Origin of the sequence: Burkholderia sp. Bp9142 (assembly GCF_003853415.1) — a bacterium.
Classification (GTDB): Bacteria; Pseudomonadota; Gammaproteobacteria; order Burkholderiales; family Burkholderiaceae; genus Burkholderia.
The window spans coordinates 127,464-153,255 of record NZ_QTPP01000002.1 but is presented as its reverse complement, the minus strand read 5'-3'; the positions used below and the strand labels follow the sequence as shown (position 1 = coordinate 153,255).

Annotated in this window: 23 protein-coding genes; 15 read left to right on the top strand and 8 right to left on the bottom strand. The window is 68.1% G+C overall.

The features are described from left to right. Nucleotides 1–311 precede the first annotated feature (311 nt). The 6 genes from DIE22_RS03425 to DIE22_RS03400 all read left to right on the top strand — a co-directional run bounded on the left by DIE22_RS03425 (nucleotide 312) and on the right by DIE22_RS03400 (nucleotide 6,657). A complete protein-coding gene (locus DIE22_RS03425) occupies nucleotides 312–863 on the top strand; it encodes a fimbrial protein (protein ID WP_124604531.1) in 552 nt (183 codons plus the stop codon). A 112-nt stretch (nucleotides 864–975) separates the two neighbouring features. Beyond that, nucleotides 976–1,716, top strand: a complete 741-nt coding sequence (locus DIE22_RS03420; protein WP_124604530.1) for a molecular chaperone — start codon at nucleotides 976–978, stop codon at nucleotides 1,714–1,716. 210 nt (nucleotides 1,717–1,926) lie between these two features. Further along, complete coding sequence (locus DIE22_RS03415) at nucleotides 1,927–4,524, top strand: fimbria/pilus outer membrane usher protein (protein ID WP_124604529.1); 2,598 nt, start codon at nucleotides 1,927–1,929, stop codon at nucleotides 4,522–4,524. 330 nt (nucleotides 4,525–4,854) lie between these two features. Further along, on the top strand, nucleotides 4,855–5,532 hold the full coding sequence (locus DIE22_RS03410; RefSeq protein WP_260426601.1) for a fimbrial protein: 678 nt from the start codon (nucleotides 4,855–4,857) through the stop codon (nucleotides 5,530–5,532). Nucleotides 5,533–5,691: 159 nt separating this feature from the next. Next, nucleotides 5,692–5,946 carry a GlsB/YeaQ/YmgE family stress response membrane protein gene (locus tag DIE22_RS03405; RefSeq protein ID WP_124497797.1) on the top strand — a complete coding sequence of 85 codons (255 nt, stop codon included), beginning with the start codon at nucleotides 5,692–5,694 and terminating at the stop codon, nucleotides 5,944–5,946. A 375-nt stretch (nucleotides 5,947–6,321) separates the two neighbouring features. After that, the gene (locus DIE22_RS03400) at nucleotides 6,322–6,657 is read left to right on the top strand and encodes a type 1 fimbrial protein (protein WP_124497798.1); all 336 of its coding nucleotides are present in this window, start codon (nucleotides 6,322–6,324) and stop codon (nucleotides 6,655–6,657) included. Between the two features lie 25 nt (nucleotides 6,658–6,682). Here DIE22_RS03400 and DIE22_RS03395 read toward each other — a convergent pair whose 3' ends face one another. From DIE22_RS03395 to DIE22_RS03385, 3 genes are all read right to left on the bottom strand, one after another. Then, nucleotides 6,683–7,555 carry a LysR substrate-binding domain-containing protein gene (locus DIE22_RS03395; protein WP_124604595.1) on the bottom strand — a complete coding sequence of 291 codons (873 nt, stop codon included), beginning with the start codon at nucleotides 7,553–7,555 and terminating at the stop codon, nucleotides 6,683–6,685. Between the two features lie 124 nt (nucleotides 7,556–7,679). Beyond that, nucleotides 7,680–8,579 carry a class A beta-lactamase gene (bla, locus tag DIE22_RS03390; RefSeq protein ID WP_124604528.1) on the bottom strand — a complete coding sequence of 300 codons (900 nt, stop codon included), beginning with the start codon at nucleotides 8,577–8,579 and terminating at the stop codon, nucleotides 7,680–7,682. A 208-nt stretch (nucleotides 8,580–8,787) separates the two neighbouring features. Next, nucleotides 8,788–9,627, bottom strand: a complete 840-nt coding sequence (locus DIE22_RS03385; protein ID WP_124497800.1) for a peptidoglycan DD-metalloendopeptidase family protein — start codon at nucleotides 9,625–9,627, stop codon at nucleotides 8,788–8,790. 535 nt (nucleotides 9,628–10,162) lie between these two features. Between DIE22_RS03385 and DIE22_RS03380 the strand changes: the two genes are divergently transcribed. Further along, nucleotides 10,163–11,056, top strand: coding sequence for a LysR substrate-binding domain-containing protein (locus DIE22_RS03380; RefSeq protein ID WP_124497801.1), 894 nt, complete (start codon nucleotides 10,163–10,165; stop codon nucleotides 11,054–11,056). A 52-nt stretch (nucleotides 11,057–11,108) separates the two neighbouring features. Then, a complete protein-coding gene (locus tag DIE22_RS03375; RefSeq protein WP_124604527.1) occupies nucleotides 11,109–11,495 on the top strand; it encodes an ester cyclase in 387 nt (128 codons plus the stop codon). Between the two features lie 12 nt (nucleotides 11,496–11,507). Here DIE22_RS03375 and DIE22_RS03370 read toward each other — a convergent pair whose 3' ends face one another. Both DIE22_RS03370 and DIE22_RS03365 read right to left on the bottom strand, forming a co-directional pair. Continuing rightward, nucleotides 11,508–12,257, bottom strand: coding sequence for a sulfite exporter TauE/SafE family protein (locus DIE22_RS03370; protein ID WP_124604526.1), 750 nt, complete (start codon nucleotides 12,255–12,257; stop codon nucleotides 11,508–11,510). Between the two features lie 142 nt (nucleotides 12,258–12,399). Beyond that, a complete protein-coding gene (locus DIE22_RS03365) occupies nucleotides 12,400–13,416 on the bottom strand; it encodes an aldo/keto reductase (protein WP_124604525.1) in 1,017 nt (338 codons plus the stop codon). Between the two features lie 144 nt (nucleotides 13,417–13,560). Here DIE22_RS03365 and DIE22_RS03360 point away from each other — a divergent pair, with 144 nt between their 5' ends. Then, complete coding sequence (locus DIE22_RS03360) at nucleotides 13,561–14,472, top strand: LysR family transcriptional regulator (RefSeq protein WP_124604524.1); 912 nt, start codon at nucleotides 13,561–13,563, stop codon at nucleotides 14,470–14,472. A 47-nt stretch (nucleotides 14,473–14,519) separates the two neighbouring features. Here the strand turns inward: DIE22_RS03360 and DIE22_RS03355 are convergent, their stop codons facing one another. After that, on the bottom strand, nucleotides 14,520–15,674 hold the full coding sequence (locus DIE22_RS03355; RefSeq protein WP_124497806.1) for a porin: 1,155 nt from the start codon (nucleotides 15,672–15,674) through the stop codon (nucleotides 14,520–14,522). Between the two features lie 379 nt (nucleotides 15,675–16,053). On the opposite strand from DIE22_RS03355, the gene DIE22_RS03345 reads away from it, so the two are divergent. Both DIE22_RS03345 and DIE22_RS03340 read left to right on the top strand, forming a co-directional pair. Next, entirely contained in the window at nucleotides 16,054–17,157 is a 1,104-nt protein-coding gene (locus DIE22_RS03345) for an OpgC domain-containing protein (protein WP_124604523.1), read from the top strand. Nucleotides 17,158–17,218: 61 nt separating this feature from the next. Continuing rightward, entirely contained in the window at nucleotides 17,219–18,154 is a 936-nt protein-coding gene (locus DIE22_RS03340) for an esterase family protein (protein WP_124497808.1), read from the top strand. 103 nt (nucleotides 18,155–18,257) lie between these two features. On the opposite strand, the gene DIE22_RS03335 is transcribed toward DIE22_RS03340, so the two are convergent. After that, the gene (locus DIE22_RS03335) at nucleotides 18,258–19,496 is read right to left on the bottom strand and encodes an SfnB family sulfur acquisition oxidoreductase (RefSeq protein WP_124604522.1); all 1,239 of its coding nucleotides are present in this window, start codon (nucleotides 19,494–19,496) and stop codon (nucleotides 18,258–18,260) included. 294 nt (nucleotides 19,497–19,790) lie between these two features. Between DIE22_RS03335 and DIE22_RS03330 the strand changes: the two genes are divergently transcribed. Then, nucleotides 19,791–21,056, top strand: coding sequence for an acyl-CoA dehydrogenase family protein (locus DIE22_RS03330; RefSeq protein ID WP_124497810.1), 1,266 nt, complete (start codon nucleotides 19,791–19,793; stop codon nucleotides 21,054–21,056). Then, nucleotides 21,053–22,453, top strand: coding sequence for an LLM class flavin-dependent oxidoreductase (locus tag DIE22_RS03325; RefSeq protein WP_124604521.1), 1,401 nt, complete (start codon nucleotides 21,053–21,055; stop codon nucleotides 22,451–22,453). Before DIE22_RS03330 ends, DIE22_RS03325 begins: the two co-directional genes overlap by 4 nt. A 113-nt stretch (nucleotides 22,454–22,566) precedes the next feature. On the opposite strand, the gene DIE22_RS03320 is transcribed toward DIE22_RS03325, so the two are convergent. Continuing rightward, nucleotides 22,567–23,781, bottom strand: coding sequence for an NAD(P)/FAD-dependent oxidoreductase (locus tag DIE22_RS03320; RefSeq protein WP_124497812.1), 1,215 nt, complete (start codon nucleotides 23,779–23,781; stop codon nucleotides 22,567–22,569). 173 nt (nucleotides 23,782–23,954) lie between these two features. Here DIE22_RS03320 and DIE22_RS03315 point away from each other — a divergent pair, with 173 nt between their 5' ends. Beyond that, entirely contained in the window at nucleotides 23,955–24,899 is a 945-nt protein-coding gene (locus tag DIE22_RS03315) for a LysR family transcriptional regulator (protein ID WP_124497813.1), read from the top strand. 116 nt (nucleotides 24,900–25,015) lie between these two features. Further along, a complete protein-coding gene (locus tag DIE22_RS03310) occupies nucleotides 25,016–25,774 on the top strand; it encodes an SDR family oxidoreductase (protein WP_124497814.1) in 759 nt (252 codons plus the stop codon). The last annotated feature ends 18 nt before the right edge of the window (nucleotides 25,775–25,792 follow it).

The following is a 25,792-nucleotide window of genomic DNA, read 5'->3' as shown; positions in this document are numbered from 1 at the left end:
TCCCGTTATTTCAATTCCAGTCCGCTTCGAATAGCGCCGACCGATACCGCCGGCCCCCGATCGATTTCCGATGACGGGGGCCCGTGCGCTCGCGCGCCCCTCGCCCGCCGGCCCGCACGCCGCGCCCTGCCTGAATGCCGATCCCGGCAAAAACGATTTAGTACTTGTCCTATTAAAAACAAATATCACTTCGTACTTATCGTATTACAAACTCATTACATAACCGCGATAATTTCAACCGAAACGCGCCACCCGGATATTTAAATCCAATTCGCGCTTTCGAAAACCGACGTTTATTTGGAGATTTAAATATGCACATCATCAAGCGCAGCGCAATTCCGTTCCTGCTCGTCGTCGCGAGCGCAGCCGGTTCGTCCGCGGCCTACGCGGCGGACGGCACCATCAACTTCTACGGCAACGTCATCGCGTCGACGTGCAGCGTCACCGGCGGATCGGATCTCACCGTCCCGCTGCCGCCGGTCAGCACCACCGCGCTCGCCGATGTCGGCTCCGTCGCCGGCCGCAGCGCGTTCTCGCTGGCGCTCACGGGCTGCGCGGTCGGCGATGGCAACCCGGTGAAGGTCGGCGTCATGTTCGAAAACGGCACGAACGTCGATCAGTCGAGCGGCCGACTGACGATCGACACGGGCGCCAAGGCCGCCGAAGGCGTCCAGATCAACGTGCTGGATTCGCAGCAGAAGCCGATTCCGGTTGGCGCGCAAACCGGCGCGAGCACCGAGATGGCCACGATCGATGCCGACGGCAAGGCAAAGCTGAACTACTTCGCCGAGTACTACGCCGCGGGCGCCGTGAAGGCCGGCGACGTCAAATCGCGTGTCGAGTACTCGCTGATCTACCAGTAAGGACGCGTGCGCGGAGGTCGCCGCCCCGGCGATCTCCACGCGTCATGCCGTGCGGCGCGGCAAGTGCCGCTTCCGCCCGCTCCCTGCCCCAACGATCCGACTCTCCACGCCCATGAAACTGTTGAAGCTCTTCCGTACGCTGACCCTCGCCGTCACCGCGTTCGCGTCGCAGGCCGACGCGAGCGTCGTGATCGCCGGCACGCGCGTCATCTTCCCGTCCAGCGAGCGCGAAGTCACGATCCAGCTCACGAACGACAGCAAGCGTCCGGCGCTGGTGCAGGCATGGCTCGACGACGGCGACAGCCGCGCGCTGCCCGAGAACATCGACGTGCCGTTCACGCTGACACCGTCGATCTTCCGGATGGAAGCCGGCAACGGCCAGACGCTGCGTCTCGTGCATACCGGCGAACCGCTTCCTGCCGATCGGGAATCGCTGTTCTGGTTGAACGTGCTCGAAGTGCCGCCGAAGGCGTCCGCGGCAGAAGATCGCAACCGCATCCAGCTGGCGTTCCGCTCACGCATCAAGATCATGTATCGCCCCGCCGGGCTGGCCGGCAATGTGGACGACGCACCGATGCAGCTCGACTGGCGCGTGGTGCGCGTCGACGGCGGCTACGCGCTCGAGGCCAGCAATCCGACGCCGTTCGTCGTCAATTTCGGCAACGTGCTGCTGAAGTCGGCCGGGCGCAAGCATGACGCCGGCATGGGCTACGTGCTGCCGCGCGGCACGCAGCGGTTCCCGATCAAGGATCTCGCCGGCGCGCCTGCCGCGGGCGCGACGGTCGAATTCGGCAGTATCAACGACTGGGGCCGCGCAACCGACATCGAACGTCCGGTCAGCGTCGCACCGTAACGCGATCGAGGCCGTCAACGCGCATCAACGGCGCGTGCCGGCCGCTTCACCTCTTTTCGTCCACCGTCGTTTGGCCGTCCCGACGACCGGCACGGACATCCCGGACTGACCATTCGCCGCCGCAGCGCCGCACCGCACAACGCGCACGCCCGTGCGCCTGCACCCCGTCGAACGCGCCCGCTCGATCCGAAACCTTGTGGAGTACTGAGCATGACCCCGACTCGACTGCCGCGCCGCGGTGCGGCCGACATGCCACGCGTCAAGCCGATCCATCTGCTGGTGGCGGCCTGCGTCGCCGCGTGGTCCGCCGATGGCCGCGCGACGACACCGGCCGCCGCGGAAAGCACGCTCGCGCAAGTCGAGTTCGACGGCGCATTCATGCAGAACCGCCTGGGCAGGGATTTCGACGTGTCGCGCTTCGCCCGGCGCAACATGACGGCCCCCGGCGTGTATACCGCCGACGTGCATGTCGGTCCCGACTGGATCGGCCGCTACGACGTGCGCTTCGTGGCCGCGCCGGATTCGGGCGACGCACGTCCATGCTTCGACCGCACGCTGCTCGAGCGCGTCGGCGTCGATTTCGGCAAGCTCGCGCCGGACGTCGTCGCGCGACTTGCCGGCGACGACGCCTGCCTGCGACTCGACGAAGTCGTGCCGGGCGCCAGTACGGCATTCGACTTTACGCGACAGACGCTGCGGCTGTCGATCCCGCAGGCGTCGCTCGCGCGCAAGGCACGCGGCTACGTGAGCCCCGATCAATGGACTTCAGGCGAAACCGTCGGCCTGCTCGGCTACAACTTCAACCTCTATACGTCGAAGGCCAGCGGCCACACCGCGCAAACGCGAGGCTATCTCGGCCTGAACGGCGGCGTGAATATCGGCACCTGGCGCTTTCGCCACGAAGGGTCCTATTCATGGTCGTCGCGCGGCGAGAGCCGGTACCAGGGCCTCGCGACCTATCTGCAGCGCGACCTGCCGTCGCTGTCGTCGCAACTCGTGATCGGCGAAAGCTACACGTCGGGCGAGCTGTTCGACTCGACGCAATTCCGCGGCGTGCGCCTGTCGACCGACGACCGGATGCTGCCCGACTCGCTGCGCGGCTATGCGCCGGTGGTGCGCGGCATCGCGAACAGCAACGCGAAGGTAACGATCCGCCAGAACGACGTGACGATCTACGAGACGACGGTCGCGCCCGGCAATTTCGAAATCGACGACCTGTACCCGACCGGATATGGCGGCGACCTGCAGGTATCGGTTACCGAAGCCGACGGCTCCGTGCACTCGTTCTCGGTGCCCTACGCCGCCGTGCCGATGTCGCTGCGGCCAGGCATCGGCCGCTACAGCTTCGTCGCCGGCACGCTGCGCAATCCTCACGGCTCGAGCCAGCCGCTGTTCACGCAGGCCACGTACCAGCGGGGCCTGACCAACCTGCTGACGGCCTATGGCGGCGTCACGCTCGCCGGCGGCTACGCGTCGGCGATGCTGGGCGGTGCGTTCAACACGACGTTCGGCGCGTTCGGCGCGGACGTCACGCATGCGCTGACCGCAATCCCGGGCGCGAAGCGCTACAGCGGTTCGAGCGTGCGCGTCAGCTATGCGAAGTCGGTCGAAACGACCGGCACCGACATCGCGCTCGCCGCATATCGTTATTCGACGGACGGCTATTTCGGCCTCGACGACGCGATGCAGGCGCGCGATGCCGCGCGCGACGGTCGCTCGACCCAGTCGCTCTGGCGTCAGCGCCATCGCGCATCGCTGGCGTTGACGCAGCGCCTCGGCGCGACCGGCGGGCGCATCAACGCCACGGCGTCCGCCGTCAACTACTGGAACCGCCCCGGCTCGGACGTCAACTACTCGGTCGGCTATACGAACCAGTTCCGCAACGTGTCCTACAGCCTGACGGCCACGCGGCAGCGCAATGCCGGCGGCGACATGAGCACGCTCTACTACGCCAGCGTCACGATTCCGTTCGGCCGAGAGCGCCCGATGACCGTCTCGGGCAACGTGTCGCGCGATACGCTCGGCCGCACCCGCTTGCAGTCGACGCTGTCCGGATCGCTCGGCGAAGACCATGCGCTGTCGTACAGCGTCAGCGCGAACCACGCGTCCGGACCGAATTCGTCCACGGACGGCAGCGCCAACGTCACGTACCGCACGCGCCTGGCGGAAGTCAGCGCCAGCGCGGGCGCGGGCACGGAGTTCCAGCAAGGCTCGCTCGGCGTGCGCGGCGCGCTGGTCGCGCACCGCGGCGGCATCACGTTCTCGCAGCCGGTATCCGAGACGTTCGCGATCGTCGAGGCGCCGGGCGCGGCCGGCGCGCGCATCACGAACGCGTCCGGCGTCAAGGTCGATGGCAGCGGCTACGCGGTCGTGCCGTACCTGACGCCATACAGCCTCAATACGGTCGCGCTCGATCCGAAGGGCATCTCGATGGATGTCGATCTGAAGGAAACCAGCCGGCAGATCGCACCGCGCGCCGGCGCGGTGCCGCTGATCCGCTTTGCGACCGCCACCGGCCGCGCGGCGCTCGTTCAGGCGCGCCAGGCCGACGGCACGCCGCTGCCATTCGGCGCCGCCGTGCACGACGAGACCGGCAAGGAAGTCGGCGTCGTCGGCCAGGCGAGCAAGATCTTCACGCGCGGGCTCAACGACAGCGGCTCGCTGACCGTGCGGTGGGGCGCCGATTCCGGCTCGATCTGCCGGATCGCGTACGACCTGCCCGTCGCGGAACACCGCCGGCAAGCGCCGGGCATTCAGACCGTGCAGAGCATTTGCCGGCCCGATTCGACGACCGCCGACATTCAGTAAGGAATCCCTATGTCCCACTTTCGCCAATCGTCCGTATTGACCCGACTCACGATCCCGGCAGTCATGGCGCGCACGCGCGACGCACGTGGCTGCGTTGCTCGCCACCCGTTTCGCCAGATTGCGGTCCCTTGGTCGCTTCTGCTCGCATGCGTCGCATTCTCGACCGACGCGGCCGCACTCTATGCGTTCGGACAGGCAACCGTTGCCAGCCCCGGGAACGCCACGCCCGGCACCGTCGTCGCGCGTCATTACTTCACACCGCAGGACGTTTGCGGCAAGAGCACCTGCGAGATCACGAGCATCGCGATGTATCCCAAAGGAAGCGTGTGGGTGTCCGACGGCCCCGACCTGGAAACCAACGTGTCCGGCCTGTCGACACGCATGATCGTCGACGGTAACGTCGCCGTCGCGTCGACGAAGACGACACTGCGCAACACGCTCGAAATCATGCTGTTTCGCGACAGCCGGCCGCCGCAGGACGGGTCGCTCAATTCGGGCTTGGCCAGCGCCTATTACACGATCTACTACAAGTCCGGCCTCCTCGGCGGGTCGAACCCGGTCAACCTGGCCGCCAAGGTCAGCTTCATCAACGGAACGTGCTCGATTCCCGATCAGACCGTCACGCTGCCGCCCGTGCAGCATCGCGAGTTCAACGGCGTCGGTTCGACCGCCGGCGCGACGGATTTTCAGGTGCAGTTGAACAACTGTCCGGCCGGTTACAACCGGATCGGCTATCAACTGACGCCGCTGGACGACGTGGTAGCCGGCACGCCCGGCGGGATGCAACTGCGCCCGGATGCCAAGGCCACCGGCGTCGGCATCCATATCGCCGATGCCACGACGGGCCAGCCGCTGGTGCTGCGAAAATCGCACACCGTGACGAACTACAACCAGGCCACCGGCGGATCGCCTTCGATTCGGCTCCGCGCGTCCTACCTGCAAACGGACGCGAAAGTCGGCGGCGGCTCCGTTCATGCCGCGGCGCAGGTTCTGCTCGACTATCAATGAACGACGGCGGCGCGCGCCCCGCAGCGACCTGCGCCACGTGACGCGGCGGCGTGCGATACTCGGCACGCCGCGCGCCGGTTTGCCGCCGCAGGGAACCCCGGCGCGCCGCACGAGTCCATTTCCTTTCGTCAACAGCTCAACAGCAATAGGGAGGCGTTCATGCTGCAATTCATCGAAACCCTGGTCGTCGGGCTCATCGTCGGCCTCCTCGCCCGTGCACTCAAGCCCGGCGACGACAAGATGGGCATCCTGATGACCGTCGTGCTCGGCGTCGTCGGCTCGCTGGTCGCGGGCTACGTCGGCCGCGCGGCCGGCTGGTACTCGCCCGGCCAGGGCGCGGGCTGGATCGCGTCGATCATCGGCGCGATCGTGCTGCTCGTGATCGTCGGCGCGGTGCGCAAGCGCGCGGGCTGATCCGCCGCCACACCGCTCCACGCCAAACGGCCGCTCGTCACTGAGCGGCCGTTTTCTTTGGCGCACCGCCCTTCGCCCGCGCACCGCCTCAGCGGCGCGTCAATTCGTTGACCTCACAACGACCTCGGGAACGACTGGCGCCGGACGACCGCCCGCCCGTTGCACGTACCACACCGGCATTACCCTGACTTGCTATCTCGAAAATACGGCATACATTGATTCTGGAAAAGCCGCGTTATTTTCTTATATCCCATATTTATGATTTTCGATTCAAGGGACTCGACGGATCTGCCGTTTACGCATACAGCATCGCAGCGTTGACGGACTGCCATTCAAGCGGCCCCGCTGCGACGCGCGTCCTCTCTGGAGCCTGTCATGAAGCATCGCCTGTTTGCCGCCTCGTTTGCCCTGGCTGCCTCGCTTCTGGCCTCGTCCTCGTCATTTGCCGCCGGCACGTCCGGCATCATCCACTTCACCGGCATGATCGTCGAGCCGCCGTGCTCGTTCGCGCTCGATACGGCCGACACCGTGCATGCGCACGTGCGCCCCGACTGCCCGCGCCCGGCGAGCGGGCAAGTCGCGTTCGTCGACGCGGCCAGCCTGCGCACGATCAAGACCGCCCGCTTTACGCAGGCCTCGCGCGCAATCGTTTTACCTGACCGTCCGGGCAACGCGCGTGCACCGATGATCGCTGTCGTGACCTACCAGTAAGACGTGTTGCCGGCGCTGTCGCGCGTCAGTCGCGATGGCTGGCGATCCAGTCGCTGAACGCGCGGATCTTCTGCTGGCTGCCGATGTTCTCGGGATAGACGAAGAAATAACGGGCGCCCGTCTCGAGCACGATGTCGAACGGCCGTTCGAGCCGGCGCGCGCTGACGTCGTCGTCGACGAGCGTCACGTCGCCGATCGCGACGCCGAAACCCTGCATCGCCGCGTTCGTCGCGAGATCGAGCGTGTCGAAGGTAGGCCCGCGCTCCGCGTCGACGGTGCGCTCGCCCGCATGATCGAGCCACGCGCGCCAGTCGCGATGGTCGCGCGTCGGATGCAGCAGCGTGTGGCGCGCGAGATCGCCGACCGCATCGAGCGGCGCGGCCTGCCGCAACTCGGGTGCGCATACCGGCGTCAACCGCTCGTCGAACAGCGGCAGCGCGAACACGCCCGCGCCCGGTGACGTGCCGTAGACGACCGCCGCATCGAACGGCTCGGTCGAGAAATCGACGACATGCTGCCACGCGGTCGTGATCTGCACATGGAGATCGGGATGCTCGCCCTGGAAGCGCATGATGCGCGGCAGCATCCAGCGCATCACGCAGGTCGGCACCTTCAGCGCGAGGTCGGTGCGCTGCCGCGTGAGCTTCATCGAGATGTCCTCGATCCGCGCGAAGCTCTCGTTGACCACCGGCAGCAATTGCTCGCCCTCCGCCGTCAGCGTGAGGCCCTTTGCGTGCCGCTTGAACAATGGAAAACCGTAGTGCGCCTCGAGCGTCTGGATCTGCCGGCTCACCGCGCCCTGCGTGAGGCACAGCTGCTCGGCCGCACGCGTGAAGCTGCGGTGGCGGGCCACCGTCGAAAAAATCTGCAGCGCGTGCAGGGGCGGAAGTCGGCGCATGACGAAGCGGGTAAACGGATCGACCGCGCCGAAGAACGGCGCGGCAAGACCGCGCGCCGGCACCGGCGCGCGCTGACCGACACGATAAGCCAAACGCCGGCTTTACGCGAGATGCGCCGAGCGCTCAGGCCGCCGCGGTGAACGCGCCCGTCGCGATGCGCGCCGCCGACGCGACGACGTCCGCGCGTGCCGCGGCGTCGGCTCGCGGCTGCGTAAACGACACGGCCAGCACGATCGGCGCACGCGACGGCGGCCACAGCACCGCGACGTCGGTCGTCGTGCCGTAGCCGCCGGTGCCGGTCTTGTCGGCGATGCGCCAGCCGGGCGGCACGCCCGCCGCGATCCCGGCCGCGCCGCGCGCGCCGCCGGTCATCCATTCGGTGAGCTGCGCACGCTGCGGTTCGCGCAGCGTGTCGCCGAGCAGCAGCCGCTGCAGCAGGTCGACCATCGCGACCGGCGTCGACGTATCGCGCACGTCGCCGGGCGCGACCTGGTTCAGCTCGGGTTCCCAGCGGTCGAGCCGGAACGCGGAGTCGCCGCTTTCGTGCGCGAACGACGTGACGGCCTGCGGGCCGCCGAGCACGCCCATCACCAGGTTCCCCGCGCCCTTGTCGCCTGCCTGCAGCATCGCCGCGCACAGCTGCGCGATCGTCATCCCCGTGTCGACATGGCTTTCCGTCACCGGCGAGCCGGCCACGACGTCATAGCGGCGATACAGGATGCGGCGCGGCAGCAGCGAGGCGTCGAGCGAACCGCGCGCGAGTATCGCGGCGGCGGCGGCGACCGCATAGGTGCCGCACAGCGGGAAGCGTTCGCGCGCGTGATGCGCGATGCGCGTGCCGTTCGACGTATCGAGTGCGGCGACGCCGAGCCGGCCGTTCGATGCTGTTTCGAGCGCGGCGAGTTCGGCCTGCGCGGCACGGGCGCGCCCCTGGTCGGCGACGGGCGCCGACGAGCACGCGGCGACGAACGGCGCGGCGACGGCGGCAAGCAGCAGCGAGCGGCGTGTCGGAGAGTGTTCCATGGATCTGTGGTGGTCTGTCGGAAACGGTGGCACGGAACAACGCACGCGCGCATCGGCGATGCGCGCGCGTTCACGCCGACGGCCGGCTCGCGACGGCATGCGCCGCGCATCCCCGAAGACGTCCGTCGGCCCCGCACGCGGCAGGACTCGCATGAACAGACCCTAGCGTAGCAGCGACCGCTGCCGCGTTCCAGCGGCGCGGCCCGCCTCAGCCTTGCGACGAAGGCAGGTACGGCATCGGATTGACGGGCTTGCCGTCGCGCCGCACCTCGAACAGCAGCGCGACCCGCGAGTTGTCGAGGTCGCCCATCTCGGCGATCTCGTCGCCCTGGCGCACGATGTCGCCGGTCTTCACGAGCAGCTTGCGGTTGTGCGCATACGCGGTCAGGAAATCCGCGTTGTGCTGGACGATGATCAGGCTGCCGTAATCGTTCAGGCCCGTGCCCGCATACATCACGCGGCCGTCGGCCGCCGCGCGGACCGGGTCGCCCGACCGGCCGGCGATCTGGATGCCGCGGTTCTGCCCCGGCCGGAACGCATCGACGATCTTGCCCTGCGCGGGCCACGTGAGCGATACCGCGCCCGCATGCCGCTTGGTTTCCTTCACGACCTGCCGGTCGCTCGCCGTCGACGCGCTCGCCTGCGCGGCACCCGCCGAATTATTCGCGGCGACCTGCGTGCCGACGTTCGCAGTCCGCGCCTGCAACGGCTGCTGCCGGACGATGCGCAGCACCTGCCCCATGCGCAGCTTGCCGCGCGTGTCGAGCTTGTTCCAGGTGCGCAGGTCGGCGACGCTGCAGTCGTTCGCGGACGCGATGCCCGTCAGCGTGTCGCCGCGCTTCACCACGTACTTCTGCGCGACAAGAATGGGCGCCGGCGGCGGCGGCGCGGGCATGGACGCTGCCGCGGCGGCGGGCTGGCCCGACGGCGACCCCGCCAGCGTGTCGCTCGGCGGGACGGACTGCGTGCTGGCACAACCGGCCATGACGAGCACGGCGGCCAGGCCAGACAGCCAAGCCGACTTGCGGCAAATCTCGCGCTGTTTCATGGACGATCGACTCCGGTTTGACAATCTTTCAAGCATCTCAAAAATGGAACGGCTGACGTGTAACCGGATGCAAACAATGATGACAAACGATCACGAACCGGACGCGGGCAGACGCTTGTTACCGGTAATACGGTCGAACTCGGAAAAACTTGACGGTTTTTTGCGCACGAGGCGGAAGAAATTTCGCATCGCGCCTTTATTTCGAATGGCTTTCGATGCGCAGACGGTCGCGCCGAACCGCCGAACCGGCCTGCGCCGGCCGCCCGCTCAACGCAGCCAGTCGACCAGCTCCGCGCAGGCCCACGCGACGCCGATGCACAGGAACAGCAGGTGCAACGCAATCTTGAACGACACGCCCCATGACGAATCGACCCGCATGACAGTCTCCCCCGGTTGATATGCGGTCATGATCCGGCATCGATCCCGCCCCGAAAATGCGGAACCGGCGAACGGGGCCTCAAGCCCGGCCTGAGACCGGCGCGGCGGTTCCTGCTAACTTATCGGCCATACCCATCCTTACGCGCCCCGACCGACCATGCGCTTCGACCTGACCGACCTGCGGCTCTTCCTGAACATCTGCGAAGCCGGCACGATCACGAGCGGCGCCGAGCGTACCCACATCACGCTGCAGGCGGCCAGCGAGCGCATCCGCGGGATGGAGGACGAGCTCGGCGTGCCGCTGCTGCACCGGACCCGGTCGGGCACGCAGGTGACCGACGCCGGCCGCGCACTCGAACACCACGCGCGCACGGTGCTGCAGCAGATCGACCACATGCGCGGCGAACTGCAGCAATACGGCCAGGGGCTGCGCGGGCATATCCGGCTGCTGTGCAACACGGCGTCGCTGAGCGAATACCTGCCCGACGCGCTCGCCGCGTATCTGCCGCATCATCCGAAACTGTCGATCAGCGTCGAGGAGCGCTCGAGCCAGGAGATCGTGCATGCGATCCGCAACAAGACGGCCGAGGTCGGCATCGTCGCCGATTCGGTCGGGCTCGGCGGGCTCGAACAGAAGCCGTTCCGCGAGGACTGGCTGATCGCGGTCGTGCCGGCCGGGCATCCGCTCGCCGCGCGCGACAGGGTCGCGTTCGACGAGATCGCCGACGCCGATTTCATCGGGCTGACCGACGGCAGCGCGCTGCAGGTCCATCTCGCGGACCAGGCGCGTGCGCTCGGCAAGCGGATTCGCTACCGTGTGCAACTGAAGAGTTTCGATGCGATCTGCCGCGTGATCGAAAGCGGCGTGGGGATCGGCATCGTGTCGCGCCATGCGGGCGAGCGCGCGATGCAGACGATGGACGTGCGGCTCGTCGAGTTGTCCGACGCATGGAGCCACCGCAAGCTGACGCTCTGCGCGCGATCGTTCGATGCGCTGCCGAAATACACGCAGGCGTTCGTGTCGTACCTGTCGGGCGAAACGCCGCGCTGATCGTCCGCGTCATCCGGAACGACCAGGCGATACACGAGGAGGCACCGCAGCCATGACCGAACCCGACCTCGCCATGCGCTACCGCGCGTACATCGACTGCCTGAACCGGCAGGACTGGCTGGCGCTCGGCCAGTACGTCGCCGGCAACGTGATCCACAACGACCGGCCGCTCGGCCTGGCCGGTTACCGCGCGATGCTGGAGCAGGATTTCCGCGACATTCCGGATCTCCGTTTCGAGATCCGGCTGCTCGTGTGCGAACCGCCGCGCGTTGCATGCCGGCTTCGCTTCGCCTGTGCGCCAAAAGGGAGGTTCATGGGGCTCGCCGTGGACGGCGCGCGCGTCACGTTCGCCGAAAACGTGTTCTACGAATTTCACGGCGGCAGGATCCGGCAGGTCTGGTCGGCGATCGACAAGGCCGCGATCGAAGCGCAGCTGTGACGCCGCGGGCCGTCACGGCGCGGGCTGCCACCCCGTCACGGCCATGTAGGCGCCGAGCGCGGTCATCCCGACGAAGAAGCAGCGCCTGAACGCCTTCTCGCTCATCACGCGCCGCGCGTATTGCCCGCCGATCATCCCGGCGAGCGCCGGCACGAGCGCCAGCGCCGATACGCCGAGATCGACCGTCTGCAGCGCGCCCGTCACGCACAACTGCAGGCCGAGCGCGATCGTCGACGCGGTAAACGACAGCCCGAGCGCCTGGATCAGGTCGTCCTTCGCCAGGCGCAGCGCCTGCAGGTACGGCACCGCCGGCACGACGAACACGCCGGTCGCGGCCGTCACGACGCCGGTCAGGTAGCCCACCGCGGCCGACAGCCACTTCTCGTGGCGCCCGGGCGCGGGCAGCCGCGCGGCCGCGAGCCCCCAGCAGCCGTATGCGACCAGCACGATGCCGAGCGCCGCGTGGGTCCACGCGCTGCCGGCCGCGAGCGCGGGCAGCCCGCCCGTCAGCGTGCCGATCGTCAACCCGGCGAGCAGCGGCCACAGACGCCGCAACAGCGGCCCGAACGACGGGCCGAGCCACAACTGCCACACATTGGTGATGAATGACGGCACGAGCAGCAGGCTCGCGGCGGCCGACGGCGGCATCGCGAGCGTCAGCAGCCCCATCGCGATCGTCGGCAGCCCGAGGCCGATCATGCCCTTGACCGCGCCGGCCAGCAGGAAGACCAGCACGATGATCGTCGGCGTATGCGTTTGCATGGAGGGCGTTCCGTCGGTTGAATCCGGCGCCGATGGTGAACCCCCGTCACGCCGCCCGCCATCTGGTTTTGCCTGAGGCTGGCTCGTGCCCGTCCGGCTGCCCCGCCACCTCGTGACCTCGCCATGCTCGCCGCACGGACGCTCAGTCGCCGTGAACCGCCCCCCGGCCCTGCTCGCTGTCGAGGTGCGTCATCTGGGCGGCCGGATAGCGCGTGCCGGCCGCCGCCCCGGCGGGAACCGCCGCTTCGATGCGCACGAGATCGTTGACCGTTAGTTGCAATTTAGACGCCTGGAGCGCGTCCTGGCGCTGCGTACGCTTGCGCGCGCCGATCAGCGGCACGATGTCGTCGCCGCGCGACAGCGCCCATGCAATCGCGATCTGCGCCGGGTTGCCGCCCTTCTCGTCCGCGATCGTGCGCAGCGCATCGACCAGCGCGAGGTTGTGCGCGAGGTTCTCGCCCTGGAAACGCGGGCTGGCCGCGCGGAAATCGCGCTCGCCCTGCCGCGCCGCGCTCCAGCCGCCGCCGAGCAGGCCGCGCGACAGCACGCCGTACGCCGTGACGCCGATCCCGAGTTCGCGGCACACGGGCAGGATGTCCGTCTCGATCCCGCGCGACAGCAGCGAGTATTCGATCTGCAGGTCGGCGATCGGCGCGACGGCCGCCGCGCGGCGGATCGTGTCGGCGCCGAGCTCCGACAGCCCGATATGGCGCACGTGGCCGGCCTTCACGAGATCGGCGATCGCGCCGACCGTCTCCTCGATCGGCACCGCCGGATCGACGCGCGCCGGCCTGTAGATGTCGATATGGTCGGTGCCGAGCCGCTTCAGCGAGTACGCGACGAAATTGCGGATCGCCTCCGGCCGCGCGTCGTAGCCGGCGAATGCGCCGGCCGGGTCGCGCAGCGCGCCGAACTTCACGCTGATCAGCACCTGGTCGCGCGTACGGCCGCGCAGCGCGTCGCGGATCAGCATCTCGTTGTCGCCCATCCCGTAGAAGTCACCGGTGTCGAGCAGCGTGATGCCGTTGTCGAGCGCCGCGTGCAGCGTCGCGATGCTTTCGTCGCGATCGGCCGGCCCGTAGAAATCCGACATCCCCATGCAGCCGAGTGCGATCGCCGAAACCCGCGGGCCCGTGCGGCCCAGTTGACGCTTGTCCATGTCCGTTTCCTTGCGGTGGTGGTGAGTGAATGAACCGGATTCTGGGCGCATTGCGCCGCGCGATAAACGCGAAACGCCCAACCAAATCATTCGACGCTGATTAACAATGGAGCCTGTTCCCATCCGCCCCCGCCACCGCCCCGCATGGACCACCTGCATGCAATGCGCATCTTTGCGCGCGTCGCCCATCTCGGCAGCTTCACGAAAGCGGCCGAACAATTGCAATTGCCGCGCCCGACCGTCAGCAATGCCGTCCAGTATCTGGAGAAACACCTCAAGGTTCGCCTGTTGCAGCGGACCACGCGGCGAGTCGCCCTGACCGCCGAAGGTTCGACCTACTACGAGCGCTGCACGCGTCTGCTGGCCGATCTGGACGACGCCGAGACGCTGTTCGACGACACCGGTGCGTCGCCGCGCGGCCTGATCCGCGTCGACCTGCCGGAGCGCTTCGCGCTGAACCACGTGATTCCGGCGCTGCCGGATTTCCATGCGCGCTATCCCGACCTGCGCGTCGTGCTCGGCACGACCGACCGCTTTGTGGATCTCGTCGCCGACTGCATCGACTGCGCGGTGCGGGTCGGCGTGCTCGCCGACACGTCGCTGGTCGCGCGTCGCGTCGGCGAGCTGGCGCAGATCAACTGCGCGTCGCCCGCGTATCTCGCTCGGCACGGCACGCCGCGCTCGCCGGACGACCTGCCCGACCACGTCGCGGTCGGCTATTTCTCGAGCCGCACGGGCCGTGAACTGGACTGGGAATATGCGGACATGGATTCGGGCGCGCTGCAGACCGTGAAGATGCGCAGCATCGTCGCGGTGAACAGCTCGCAGGCGTATCTCGCGTGCTGTCTCGCGGGCCTCGGGTTGATCCAGGCGCCGCGCGAAGGACTCGCGCCGCTGCTCGAGGACGGCTCGCTGGTCGAGGTGCTGCACGAGTGGCATGCCGCGCCGCTGCCGGTGTCGGTCGTGTTTCCGAACAGCCGGCATCTGGCGCCGCGCGTGCGGATCTTCGTCGACTGGCTCGCGGCAACGCTTGGCGACACGCACCGGGCGGAATGACGGCAACCGGCACCGGGGCGATCAGGCCCCGGCCCGGTATCGCGCACTCAGAACTTGTGCCGGATCGCGGCGCGCACCGCGAACTGGTTCGACGACGACGACGGGCCGTCCGTCCCGACCACGTAGCCGCCGTCAGCCGCGGTGCCGGTCTTGTCGCCGGCAGCCTTCTGCCATGCGCCCTGCAGGTAGACGTCGGTGCGCTTGGACAGGCTGTAGTCGGCCATCAGCCCGACGGTGTGGTATTTCGGCTTGAACGAACCGGCCGCGGCGTCGAACTTGCCGTCGGTGTACACGTACTGCGCGCCGAGATAGAAATCGGGTGTGAGCTGGTACTTGCCGTTGATCTCGAAGTTCTGGAATTTGGTCGCGGTCAGCCCGAGGCCCGAGAACGTGGACGCCGGCAGGTAGACGGTCGACACCGGGTTCTTCACGTCCGTCTTCGTATACACGAAGCCGACCGTCGCCGGGCCGAACGTATAGTTGACGCCGCCGCCGAAGATGCGCAGGCGATCGGCGACGAAATTCGCGTCGTCGGCCGCGATCGCGCCCGCGCTGCCGACGCCCGGGCTGTTCGCCTGCAGATAGGCCGCCGCGACCTGCAGCCCGGCGAGCGAATACTGCGCACCGATGCTGTACTGGCGGTTGGTCGAGAAGCCCGTGCTGTTGCTGAAGCTGTAGGTGCCGCCGAACGACAGCCCGTTCCAGTCGGGGCTCGCGTACTTGACCGTGTTGTTGACGCGGAACGAGTTGTCCGTGTTGTCGTTGTCGAACGGATGCGAGAACAGCGTGCCGCCCCAGTTGCCGTTCGCGGTCAGCGGCGCGAGATAGTCGACGACGGAATCGTACTGGCGGCCGAAGGTCAGCGTGCCGAATCGCGACGCGCTCAGCCCGACGAACGCCTGGCGGCCGAACATCCGGCCGCCCTGGTTGAGCCGGCCGTTGTTCACGTCGAAGCCGCTTTCCAGCGTGAAGATCGCCTTCAGCCCGCCGCCCAGGTCCTCACTGCCCTTCAGGCCCCAGCGGCTGCCCTGTGCATAGCCGCTCGCGAGCTGGTAATTCGCTTTTCCGACCCCATTCACGTTCACGTTGTTCGTGTAGTTGAAACCCTCGTCGATCAGGCCGTACAGCGTCACGCTGTCCTGCGCGAAGGCCGGCGCGGCGAAGGCTGCCAGCGCGGCGGCAAAAATGACATGCTTCCTCATGACGGATCTCCGGAGCCGGGTGCCGGGCAGGCCTTGCGCCCGGCGGTCGTTTGGTCTGTTTTATAGGATGGCCCGCAGGGCGGACTGCGCGGTGTGCGGCCGCGAGGACAAAATGGTGTCACGTCGCAAACCGCCCGTCCATCGGGGCGTGGGCGCGGCGCACAAAGCGTTGCGCTCGTCCAACTGCCCGGTCGGCCGACTGCGTGAGCAGGCTTGCCGGCAACGGCTGACGGGCCCGCCATCCGCGTAAACCCGGGCGGCGTCGCATCGGTGGCACAATGCGCATCCGTTCGTCATTTCTTCACGAAGTCATGCTTCACCCCGATTCATGCGCGGCAGGTGCCGGCCGCGCACGCGGCGCGCGCCGGGAGGCGGCCCGATGACCGCCGCAGCCCGGGCCGGCCGCTACGCCGAGCTCGACTTCTTCCGCGGCCTCGTGCTGCTCGTGATCGTCATCGACCACATCGGCGGCAGCATCCTGTCGCGCGTGACGCTGCATGCGTACGCGCTGTGCGACGCGGCCGAGGTGTTCGTGTTCCTCGGCGGCTTCGCGACCGCGATCGCATACAACTCGCTCGCCGAGCGCCACGACGAGGCCGCCGCGCGTCAGCGTTTCATCCGCCGCGCCTTCGAGATCTACCGGGCCTTCCTCGTGACGGCCGGCCTGATGCTGTTGATCACCGCCGCGCTGAACGCATTCTCGATCGACGGCCCGAACATGCCGACCAACGATCTCGACGGCCTGCTTCACCGGCCGCTCGCCGCGCTGCGCGACATCCTGCTGTTCCGCCGCCAGCCGTATCTCGCGTCGGTGCTGCCGATGTATGCGTTCTTCGCGCTGCTCGTCCCGCTCGCGCTGCCGCTCGCGCGCACGCAGCCGTGGCTGATGCTCGCGTTCAGCGGCTCGCTCTGGTACGCGGCGCCGCATGTCGCGCGCTTCCTGCCGACCGTCGAAGGCGCGCCTTGGGATTTCAACCCGTTCGCGTGGCAGTTCCTGTTCGTGCTCGGCGTGATCGCACGCTGCCAGCCGGTCTACCAGACACTCGCGCCGAAGCCGCAGGGCTGGCTGCTGACGGCCGTGTCGCTCGCGATCGTCGCCGCCGGCGCGTATTACCGGCTGCGTATCGAGCCGTTCCCGACGGATCCGTCGATCAAGCAGAACCTCGGCGCGCTGCGGCTTGCGAACTTCCTCGCGATCGCGTGGCTCGCGGCCAAGCTCGTGCACCTCGGGTGGATGAAGAAGGTCGCGCACGCGATGCCATGGATCGGCACGATCGGCCGCCAGGGGCTGCTGTGCTTCGTCGCCGGCACCGGCATCTCGCTCGCGGTCGACTCGCTGCTCTACCAGGCGACCGAAGGCTATCTGAACGTGCCGCTCGGCCTGACCGCCGACGTCGTCGCGATGGCGCTGCTGTATCTCGTCGCGAAGCTCCACGCGCCGCTGATGTCGCGGCTGCCGTTCCCGTTCCGTGCGCGGCGATGACGTGCCGCGCCGTCATGCGCCGCTGCTACGATAGCGGGCGCCTTTCCTGAAACGATTCGCCATGCGCCGACTCGCCCTTCCGTTCGCCGTCGCCCTGCTCGCCGGCTCCCTGGCCACCGCCCACGCCACGCCGGGCGGGCCCGCGGCTTCGCCGGCGCCCGCGGCCGCGACCGTCCCGCCCGCAACGGCCGCGCCGGCCGCCCAGGAGCCGCCGGTCAATCCGGGCAGCAGCGTCGTGCTGCGCGCGTTCCGGTCGGCGTCGCTGAAGCGCGACTGGTCATACACGGTCTACCTGCCGCCCGGCTACAACCCGGAAGGCGCGCGCTATCCGGTGCTGTACCTGCTGCACGGCAATGCCGGCAACGCGAACGACTGGATCACGCAGGGCCGGCTGCAGGCCACGACCGACACGCTGATCGAGCGCCACGAGATCCCGCCCGTCGTGATCGTGATGCCGCAAGGCGGCACCGACTGGTACGTCGACCGCAAGGAGAAGATGCAGAGCGCGTTCCTGAACGACCTGCTGCCGGAAGTCGAGGCGCACTTCGCGGTGTCGAACCAGCGCGCGGGCCGCGCGATCGGCGGCGTATCGATGGGCGGCTTCGGCGCGCTGCGTTTCTCGCTGCTCGAGCCGGGCCTGTTCTGCGGCGCGATGCTGCTGAGCCCCGCGATCTACGCGAACGAGCCGCCGCTCAATTCGGCCGCGCGCTATGTCGGCGTGTTCGGCGACCGGCAGTTCGATCCGCGCGTGTGGCACGAGTTCAACTACCCGGCACTGATGCGCGGCTATTTCGCGCGCAACTGGCGCGTGCCGATGTTCATCGCGACCGGCGACGACGACCTGACGATCCAGGCCGAGTCGAGCGTGCTGTATACGCACCTGCGCCGCGCGCAGAACCCGGCCGAGCTGCGCATCGTCGACGGCGGGCATACGTGGGAAGTGTGGCGCGGGCTGCTCGGGCAGGGGTTGAAATATGCGCTGGAATGCGTGAAGTAACGAGGCCGCATTACGCGTCAGGCAACCGCTCACCGGCTGCCTGACGCTTCATTCCCCGCTGCGCCGCGGACTCCGGCACACTGCGCGCATCGGCGCCCGCGCCTCAGTTCCACGCATGGCGCGCCGGCCGCACCCCGTTCAGGTAGTAGTTGCCGACGAGGTGATACTTCCACCGCACCGGATCGTGCAGCGTATGCGTGCGCGCATTGCGCCAGTGCCGGTCGAGATTGTGCTCGGCGAGTGTCGACTGCGTGCCGGCCAGCTCGAACAGCTTCTCGCCCGCGAGCAGCGCGATCTCCGTCGTCAGCACCTTCGCCTCGCCGACCGCGACCGACGCGCGGGCGACATCGTCGTCGGTCACCGTGCCGCGCGCGCCGATCTCGTCGAGCGTGCGCGCCGCGCGTTCGAGCAGCGCCTCGGCCGCATGCAGCTGGATATGCAGACGGCCGATCTCGCGGACGATCAACGGATCGTCGGCCGCCCGCTCGACGCCGCTGTCGACCCACGGCCGCGTGCGGGTGCGCACGAACGCCTCCGTATCGGCGATCGCGGCCTTCGCGATGCCGGCATCGATCGCCGCCTGGATGATCTGCGACAGCGGGCCGTTGAGCGTCGGCTCGTCCGACACGCGTTGCGCGGGCAGCACATGTGAAGCCGGCACGCGCACGCCGTCGAGCACCACCGTGCCGCTCGCGGTCGTGCGCTGCCCGAAGCCCGACCAGTCGTCGATCACGGTCAGCCCCGGCGTCGGCTGCGGGATGTAGGCGAGCCACGCCTGCCGTGCATCGTCGAGGCCGAGCACCGGCACGTAGTGCGCGAACAGCGCACCGGTCGAATAGAACTTGGTGCCGTCGACGACATAGTCGTTGCCGTCCCGCCGCACGCGCGTCTTCAGGTCGAGCACGTGCTTCGTGCCCTTCTCCGAGAAGCCGTTGCCGAAGCGCTTGCCACTCAGGATTTCCGCGAAGAAATGGCGCTTCTGCGCGTCGGTGCCGATCAGGGCGATCACGTCGACCAGCCCGAAATGGTTCTGCGGCAACTGCCCGAGCGACCCATCGGCCGCCGCGACGATCTTGATCACCTCGGTGAGCGTCACGTGCGATACGCCCGCGCCGCCGTAGGCCTTCGGCACCGTGATCGCCCACAGCCCCGACTGCGAGAACCATTCGATCTCGTCGCGCGGCAGCCGGCGCTCGCGATCGCGCTCGGCCGCCCCTTGCGCGAGCCGCTGCGCGAGCGCATGCGCAACCGCGATCGCCTGCGCGTCGTCGGCGATCACGCGGGCCACCTGCGGTGTCGCGTCGGCCGGTCGCTCCTGAATCGTCGCGCGCGTATCTGACATCGGGCTCTCCTGTCGATTGACGAAAGCATTCAATCTAGCAGCGCGCCGCAGGCCGGCCAACCGAGCGATTCTCGTAACGATATTCCTTCGGACAACAAACGACATGGCATCGCCCGGCGCTCGATTCCGCGCTTCGGCGTCGCAATCGATGCCCGGGCGTCGAAGCCGCCCGTCGTTGATCCGCGTAATGCGCAGCGACGATAACGATCTGCGAATCCGTTATTGGAACGCGCGCGCCGCGCTTCCTATACTGGCCTCCCGGTGCAAACGGCCCCGCCTTTCGAGGAACACCGCATGACTTCGTCGCACGCAGATACCGATCTTTCCACCGGCACCGACTACGACGCGCTCGCCAGCCGGTTTCGCCCCCTCTTCGACCGGATCGCGGCCGGCACCGCCGAGCGCGAACGCCGCCGCGAACTGCCGCACGAAGCGATCGGCTGGCTGAAAGCCGCCGGGTTCGGCGCGGTACGGCTGCCGGTGCGCGACGGCGGCGCCGGCGCATCGCTGCCGCAGCTGTTCCGGCTGCTGACCGAGCTTGCCGACGCCGATTCCAATCTGCCGCAGGCGCTGCGCGGCCATTTCGCGTTCGTCGAAGACTGGCTGAACGTACCTGCCGGGCCGCAGCGCACGACGTGGTTCGACCGCTTCGCGAGCGGCCAGCTCGTCGGCAATGCATGGTCGGAAGCCGGCGACGTCCCGCTCGGCCAGACGATTACCAGGGTAGCGGAACGGAACGGCCAGCTCGTGCTGAACGGCCGGAAGTTCTACAGCACGGGCAGCCTGTTCGCGGACTGGATCGACGTATTCGCGCAGCGCGAACAGGACGGCAGCGACGTGATCGTCGCGATCGCCACCGCGCAGCCCGGCGTGATACTCGAAGACGACTGGGACGGCTTCGGCCAGAGAACGACCGGCAGCGGCACCACGCGCTTCGAGAATGCGGCGGTCGACGCCGGCAACGTGATCGACTTCGCGCGCCGCTTCAAATACCAGACCGCGTTCTACCAGCTGTTCCACGTCGCCACGCTGGCCGGCATCGGCCATGCGATCGTGCGCGACGCCGGCGAGCTCGTGCGCAACCGCACGCGCGTGTACAGCCACGGCAACGCGGCGCGCGCCGGCGACGATGCGCAACTCCAGCAGGTGATCGGCGAAATCGCATCGTGGGCCTATGCCGCGGATGCGCTCGCGCTGCGTGCCGCGCAGCCGCTGCAGCATGCATACGTCGCGCGCTTCGGCGGCGACGACGAAGCCGAACATGCCGCGAACGTCGCGGCCGAAATCGAATCCGCGCAGAGCCAGCTCGTCGTGTCGGAACTCGTGCTGCGCGCGGCCACGCGCCTGTTCGACGCGCTCGGCGCGTCCGCGACGCGCAGCACGACGGCGCTCGACCGTCACTGGCGCAACGCGCGCACGGTGTCGTCGCACAATCCGCTCGTCTACAAGGCGCGGATCGTCGGCGACTGGGTCATCAACGGTCGCACGCCGCCGTTCGTCTGGCGCGTCGGCAACGGTGCAAGTGCTGACGCCGGCACGGCAACGGGAGCCGCACGATGAGCAAGACCATCCGCTTCAACGCGTTCGAGATGAACTGCGTCGGCCATCAGTCGCCCGGCCTGTGGGCGCATCCGCGCGACCGTTCGTGGCAATACAAGGATCTCGACTACTGGACCGATCTCGCGCGCGTGCTCGAACGCGGGATCTTCGACGCGATCTTCATCGCGGACGTGATCGGCTATTACGACGTCTACCAGGGCAGCAACTACCACGCGCTGCACCAGGCCGCGCAGATCCCCGTCAACGATCCGCTGCAGCTCGCCGCGCCGATCGCGATGGCGACCGAGCATCTCGGCATCGGCATCACCGCGTCGACGACGTTCGAGCATCCGTACACGTTCGCGCGCCGGCTGTCGACCGCCGACCATCACACGAAAGGCCGGCTCGCGTGGAACATCGTCACGTCGTACCTGGAAAGCGGCGCGAAGAATGTCGGCGACAACGGGCTGCGCACGCACGACGACCGCTACGCGGTCGCGGCCGAATACGTCGAGGTGCTGTACAAGCTGTTCGAGGGCAGCTGGGAAGATGGCGCGGTCGTGCGCGATCGCGACGGCCGCGTGTTCACGCATCCGGAGAAGGTGCACGAGATCGGCCACAAGGGGCGCTTCTTCGACGTGCCCGGCTATCACCTGTGCGAGCCGTCGCCGCAGCGCACGCCGGTGCTGTTCCAGGCCGGCGCGTCCGGCCCCGGCAAGGCGTTCGCCGCGCAGCACGCCGAATGCGTGTTCGTCGCCGCGCCGACCCGCCCGCAGCTCGCACGCTATGTCGCCGACGTGCGCACGCAGGCGGCGGCCGCCGGCCGCGATCCGCACGACGTGCTGATCTACAACCTCGTCACGGTGATCGTCGACGAGACCGACGAGAAGGCGCAGGCGAAGTTCGACGAATACCGCCGCTACGTATCGTATGACGGCTCGCTGGTGTTCATGTCCGGCTGGACCGGCATCGATTTCGGCCAGTACGCGCCGACCGATCCCGTCAGGCGCGTCGAGACGAATGCAATCGTGTCGGCCGTCGAGCATCTGGCCGGCGGCGATACCGCGTGGACGATCGAGGAACTGGCTGCCTGGGGCGGCATCGGCGGGATGGGGCCCGTGTTCGTCGGCTCGGCGCAGACCGTCGCGGACATCCTGCAGGAATGGGTCGCCGCGACCGATGTCGACGGCTTCAACCTCGCGTATGCCGTTGCACACGAAACCTTCGAGGACATCGTGCGCTACCTCGTGCCGGAGTTGCAGCGGCGCGGCGTCTATCCGACCGGATATGCGCCCGGCACGCTGCGCGAGAAGCTGTTCGGCGGCTCGGCACGGCTGCCGGACGCGCATCCGGCCGCACGGTTCCGCGACATCGAGCAGGTCAAGCGCACTACGGAACAGGTCGCCGACTACGCGTGATGGCCATCCCGGCTGGCCCGCGCGGGGGACGGCCGGCATTCCCGACGAACCGCCGCGCGACTGCCGCACCGGTTGCCCGGCACGCTACCGCTGATCGCACTGCATCTTGCCGCTCAAAGCCACGTCCCGCCCTGCCGCTCGTTCGGCTCGTCGGCAAGCGCATCGAAATCGTGAATCCAGTCCAGGTGATGCAGCACGCTGTCGCGCTCGCGGAGCCGCGCATCGCGCGCCTGCGCAGCCGGCCCGTCGGGCAAATGCAGCACGTCGGCCGCGGAGATCGACGCGTACTGCACCTTGCGCGTGCGGCCGCGCCGCAGCCGCTCGTACGCCTCCTGCGCTTCGCGCCAGTTGCCGGGCCCGGCCTTCGCCAGTTGCGCGGCCAGCACCATCGCATCCTCGATCGACTGATTCGCGCCCTGCCCGTGATGCGGCACCAGCGCGTGCGCGGCGTCGCCGATCAGCGTCACGCGCCCGCGGCTCCAGCGGCCGAGCGGCGGCCGGTGGAACAGCCCCCAGCGCTGGCTGATCGGCACCGCCGTGATCATCTGCACCACCGCCGGATGCCAGTTCTTGAACAGTCGCAACTGCTCGCCTTCTTCAGCCGGCATGACCCAGTCGCGCGACGGCCAGGGCGACGGATGGCGCTCGACCAGCAGGAAGTTCTGGTCGCCGTTGTCGCCGATCGGATAGTGCAGCAGATGGCCGTGCGGGCCGACCCAGAACTGAATGGTCTCGGGATCGGGCAGCAGGTCCGTCCGTTCGGCCGGCACCACGCCGCGAAAGCCCGAGCACCCCGAATACAGCACGTCGTCGTAGCCGAGCATCCAGCGCCGCGTGATCGAACGCGCGCCGTCCGCGCCGATCACGAGATCGGCGTCGACGCGCTCGCCGTTCTCGAAGGTCAGCGTGACGCGATCCGGATGCTGCGCGAGATCGACCAACCGGTGGCCGAGATGAATCTGCCCGGCACCGACCGCCTTCGACAGGATCGCCTGCAGGTCCGCGCGATGCACGCCCCAGTACGAGCCGCCGAACTGCCGGCGATAATCGGGCTCGCCGCGATGATGGCCGATCACCGCGCCGCTGCGCCCGTCGCGATAGACGAGACCCGGAATCTCCGCGCACACCGCGTCGAAAGCCGGACGTAATCCCATCCGTTCGTAGAAGCGCGTCGCGTTGGCCGACAGCGCGACGGCCGCCCCCACCTCGCGCAGCACGTCGGTCTGCTCGTACAGTTGCGCGTCGATGCCCTGCTCGCGCAATGCGAGCGCCAGCGTCAGGCCGCCGATGCCGGCACCGACGATCGCGATCCTCAGATTCGTCTGCATGATGAACGTGCTCCGATATTCAGATAGTGAGTGGTCGAGGCCGCGGCGCGCGTGGCCTGCCCGGCGCGCCCGCCGAAGGCAGGCGCCGTACCGGTATTGTCAGCAGCGCACCCTCATCCCACAATAAAATGGAGGGAATCTGCTTCATCACTGAACGGAATGATCACCGAACCATGGAACTGAGCGAAATCGACCTCAACCTGCTGTTGCTGTTCCAGCGGCTGATGCAGGAGCGGCGCGTGTCGACCGTCGCCGGGCAGATGAACATGAGCCAGCCGGGCGTCAGCAACGCGCTCGCGAAGCTGCGCCGCCGGCTCGGCGATCCGCTGTTCGTGCGCGGGCCGGGCGGCGTGGTCCCGACGCCGTTCGCGTTGCGCCTGGCCGAACCGGTTGCGCAGGCGCTGTCGACGCTGCATGCCGCGCTCAATCCCGAGACCGGTTTCGATCCGCTGCGCGCGTCGCGCACGATGACGATCGGGATGACCGACATCGGCGAAGTCGTGTTCCTGCCCGCGTTGCTCGAACATCTTTCGCGCGCGGCGCCGGGCATCGCGCTCAACACCGTGCGCAACACGAGCGTCAACCTCGGCGACGAGATGGCCGACGGCCGCGTCGATCTCGCGATCGGGCTGCTGCCGCAACTGCAGGGCGGGTTCTATCAGCGCCGGCTGTTCGATCAGCGGTACGTGTGCCTGTTCCGGCGCGGCCATCCGCTCGAAGACGCGCCGCTGACGATCGACGCGTGGCGGGACGCCGAGCATCTGGTCGTGGTGTCGGCCGGCACCGGTCACGGTCAGGTGGACGAATGGCTGAAGCGGCGCCGCGTGAAGCGCCGCGTGCGGCTGACGGTGCCGCATTTCATGAGCGTCGGCTATATCCTGCAGCGCACCGACCTGATCGCGACCGTGCCGGAACACCTCGCGCTTCAGCTCGCCGCACCGTTTGCGCTGGGCTGGCGGGCGTTGCCGGTCACCCTGCCGGGCGCGCCGATTCACATGCTGTGGCATGCGCGCGTGAACCAGGACGAAGGCAACCGGTGGCTGCGGGAGGTCGTGGTCAACCTGTTCGCGGAAGCCGGGACACGTGGACGGAAGGCCGCGCCTGCGCGCAGGAAATAGCGGCGCGCGCCGCGAAGCCCGTGGCGCGCGTTACGATGTCGCGTCAACCGGCGCTCGGCGACGATCTCGCGCCCCCGCCGCCGCTTTCCTCACCCCAACCCGCAGGGAATCAAGCCATGTCTGCCTCGAAGAAAGTCGCCGCCGTGACGGGCGCCGGCTCCGGCATCGGTCGTGCCGCGGCCATCGCACTCGCGAACGCCGGATTTGCCGTCGCGCTGATCGGACGCAAGGAAGCATCGCTGCGTGAAACGAAAGACGCGATCGTCGCCGCCCACGGCGACGCACACGCGTTTCCGGCCGACGTCGCCGACGAAGCCTCGGTCGAACACGCGTTCGCGCGGATCGCGCGGCAGTTCGGCCGGCTGGACGTCCTCTTCAACAACGCCGGCCGCAATGCGCCGGCGGTTCCGCTCGACGAATACGCGTTCGACGTGTGGAACGACGTCGTCGCGACGAACCTGACGGGCGTCTTTCTGTGCGCGCGGGCAGCGTGGCGCCTGATGAAAGCGCAAACGCCGCAGGGCGGCCGGATCATCAACAACGGCTCGATCTCCGCCCATACGCCGCGCCCGAACACGATCGCATACACGGCCACCAAGCATGCGGTGGCCGGCATCACCAAGTCGCTCGCGCTCGACGGCCGTGCGTACAACATCGCGTGCAGCCAGATCGACATCGGCAACGCGGCGACGTCGCTCACCGACCGGATGACGGAAGGCGTTCTGCAAGCCGACGGACGCACGGCGCCCGAAGCGCGGATGGACGTCGCGCATGTCGCGAACGCCGTCGTTCAGATGGCGAATCTTCCGCTGGATACCAACATCCTGAACATGACGATCATGGCGACCACGATGCCGTTCGTGGGGCGCGGATAGGTCGAGTCGCCGCGCCTT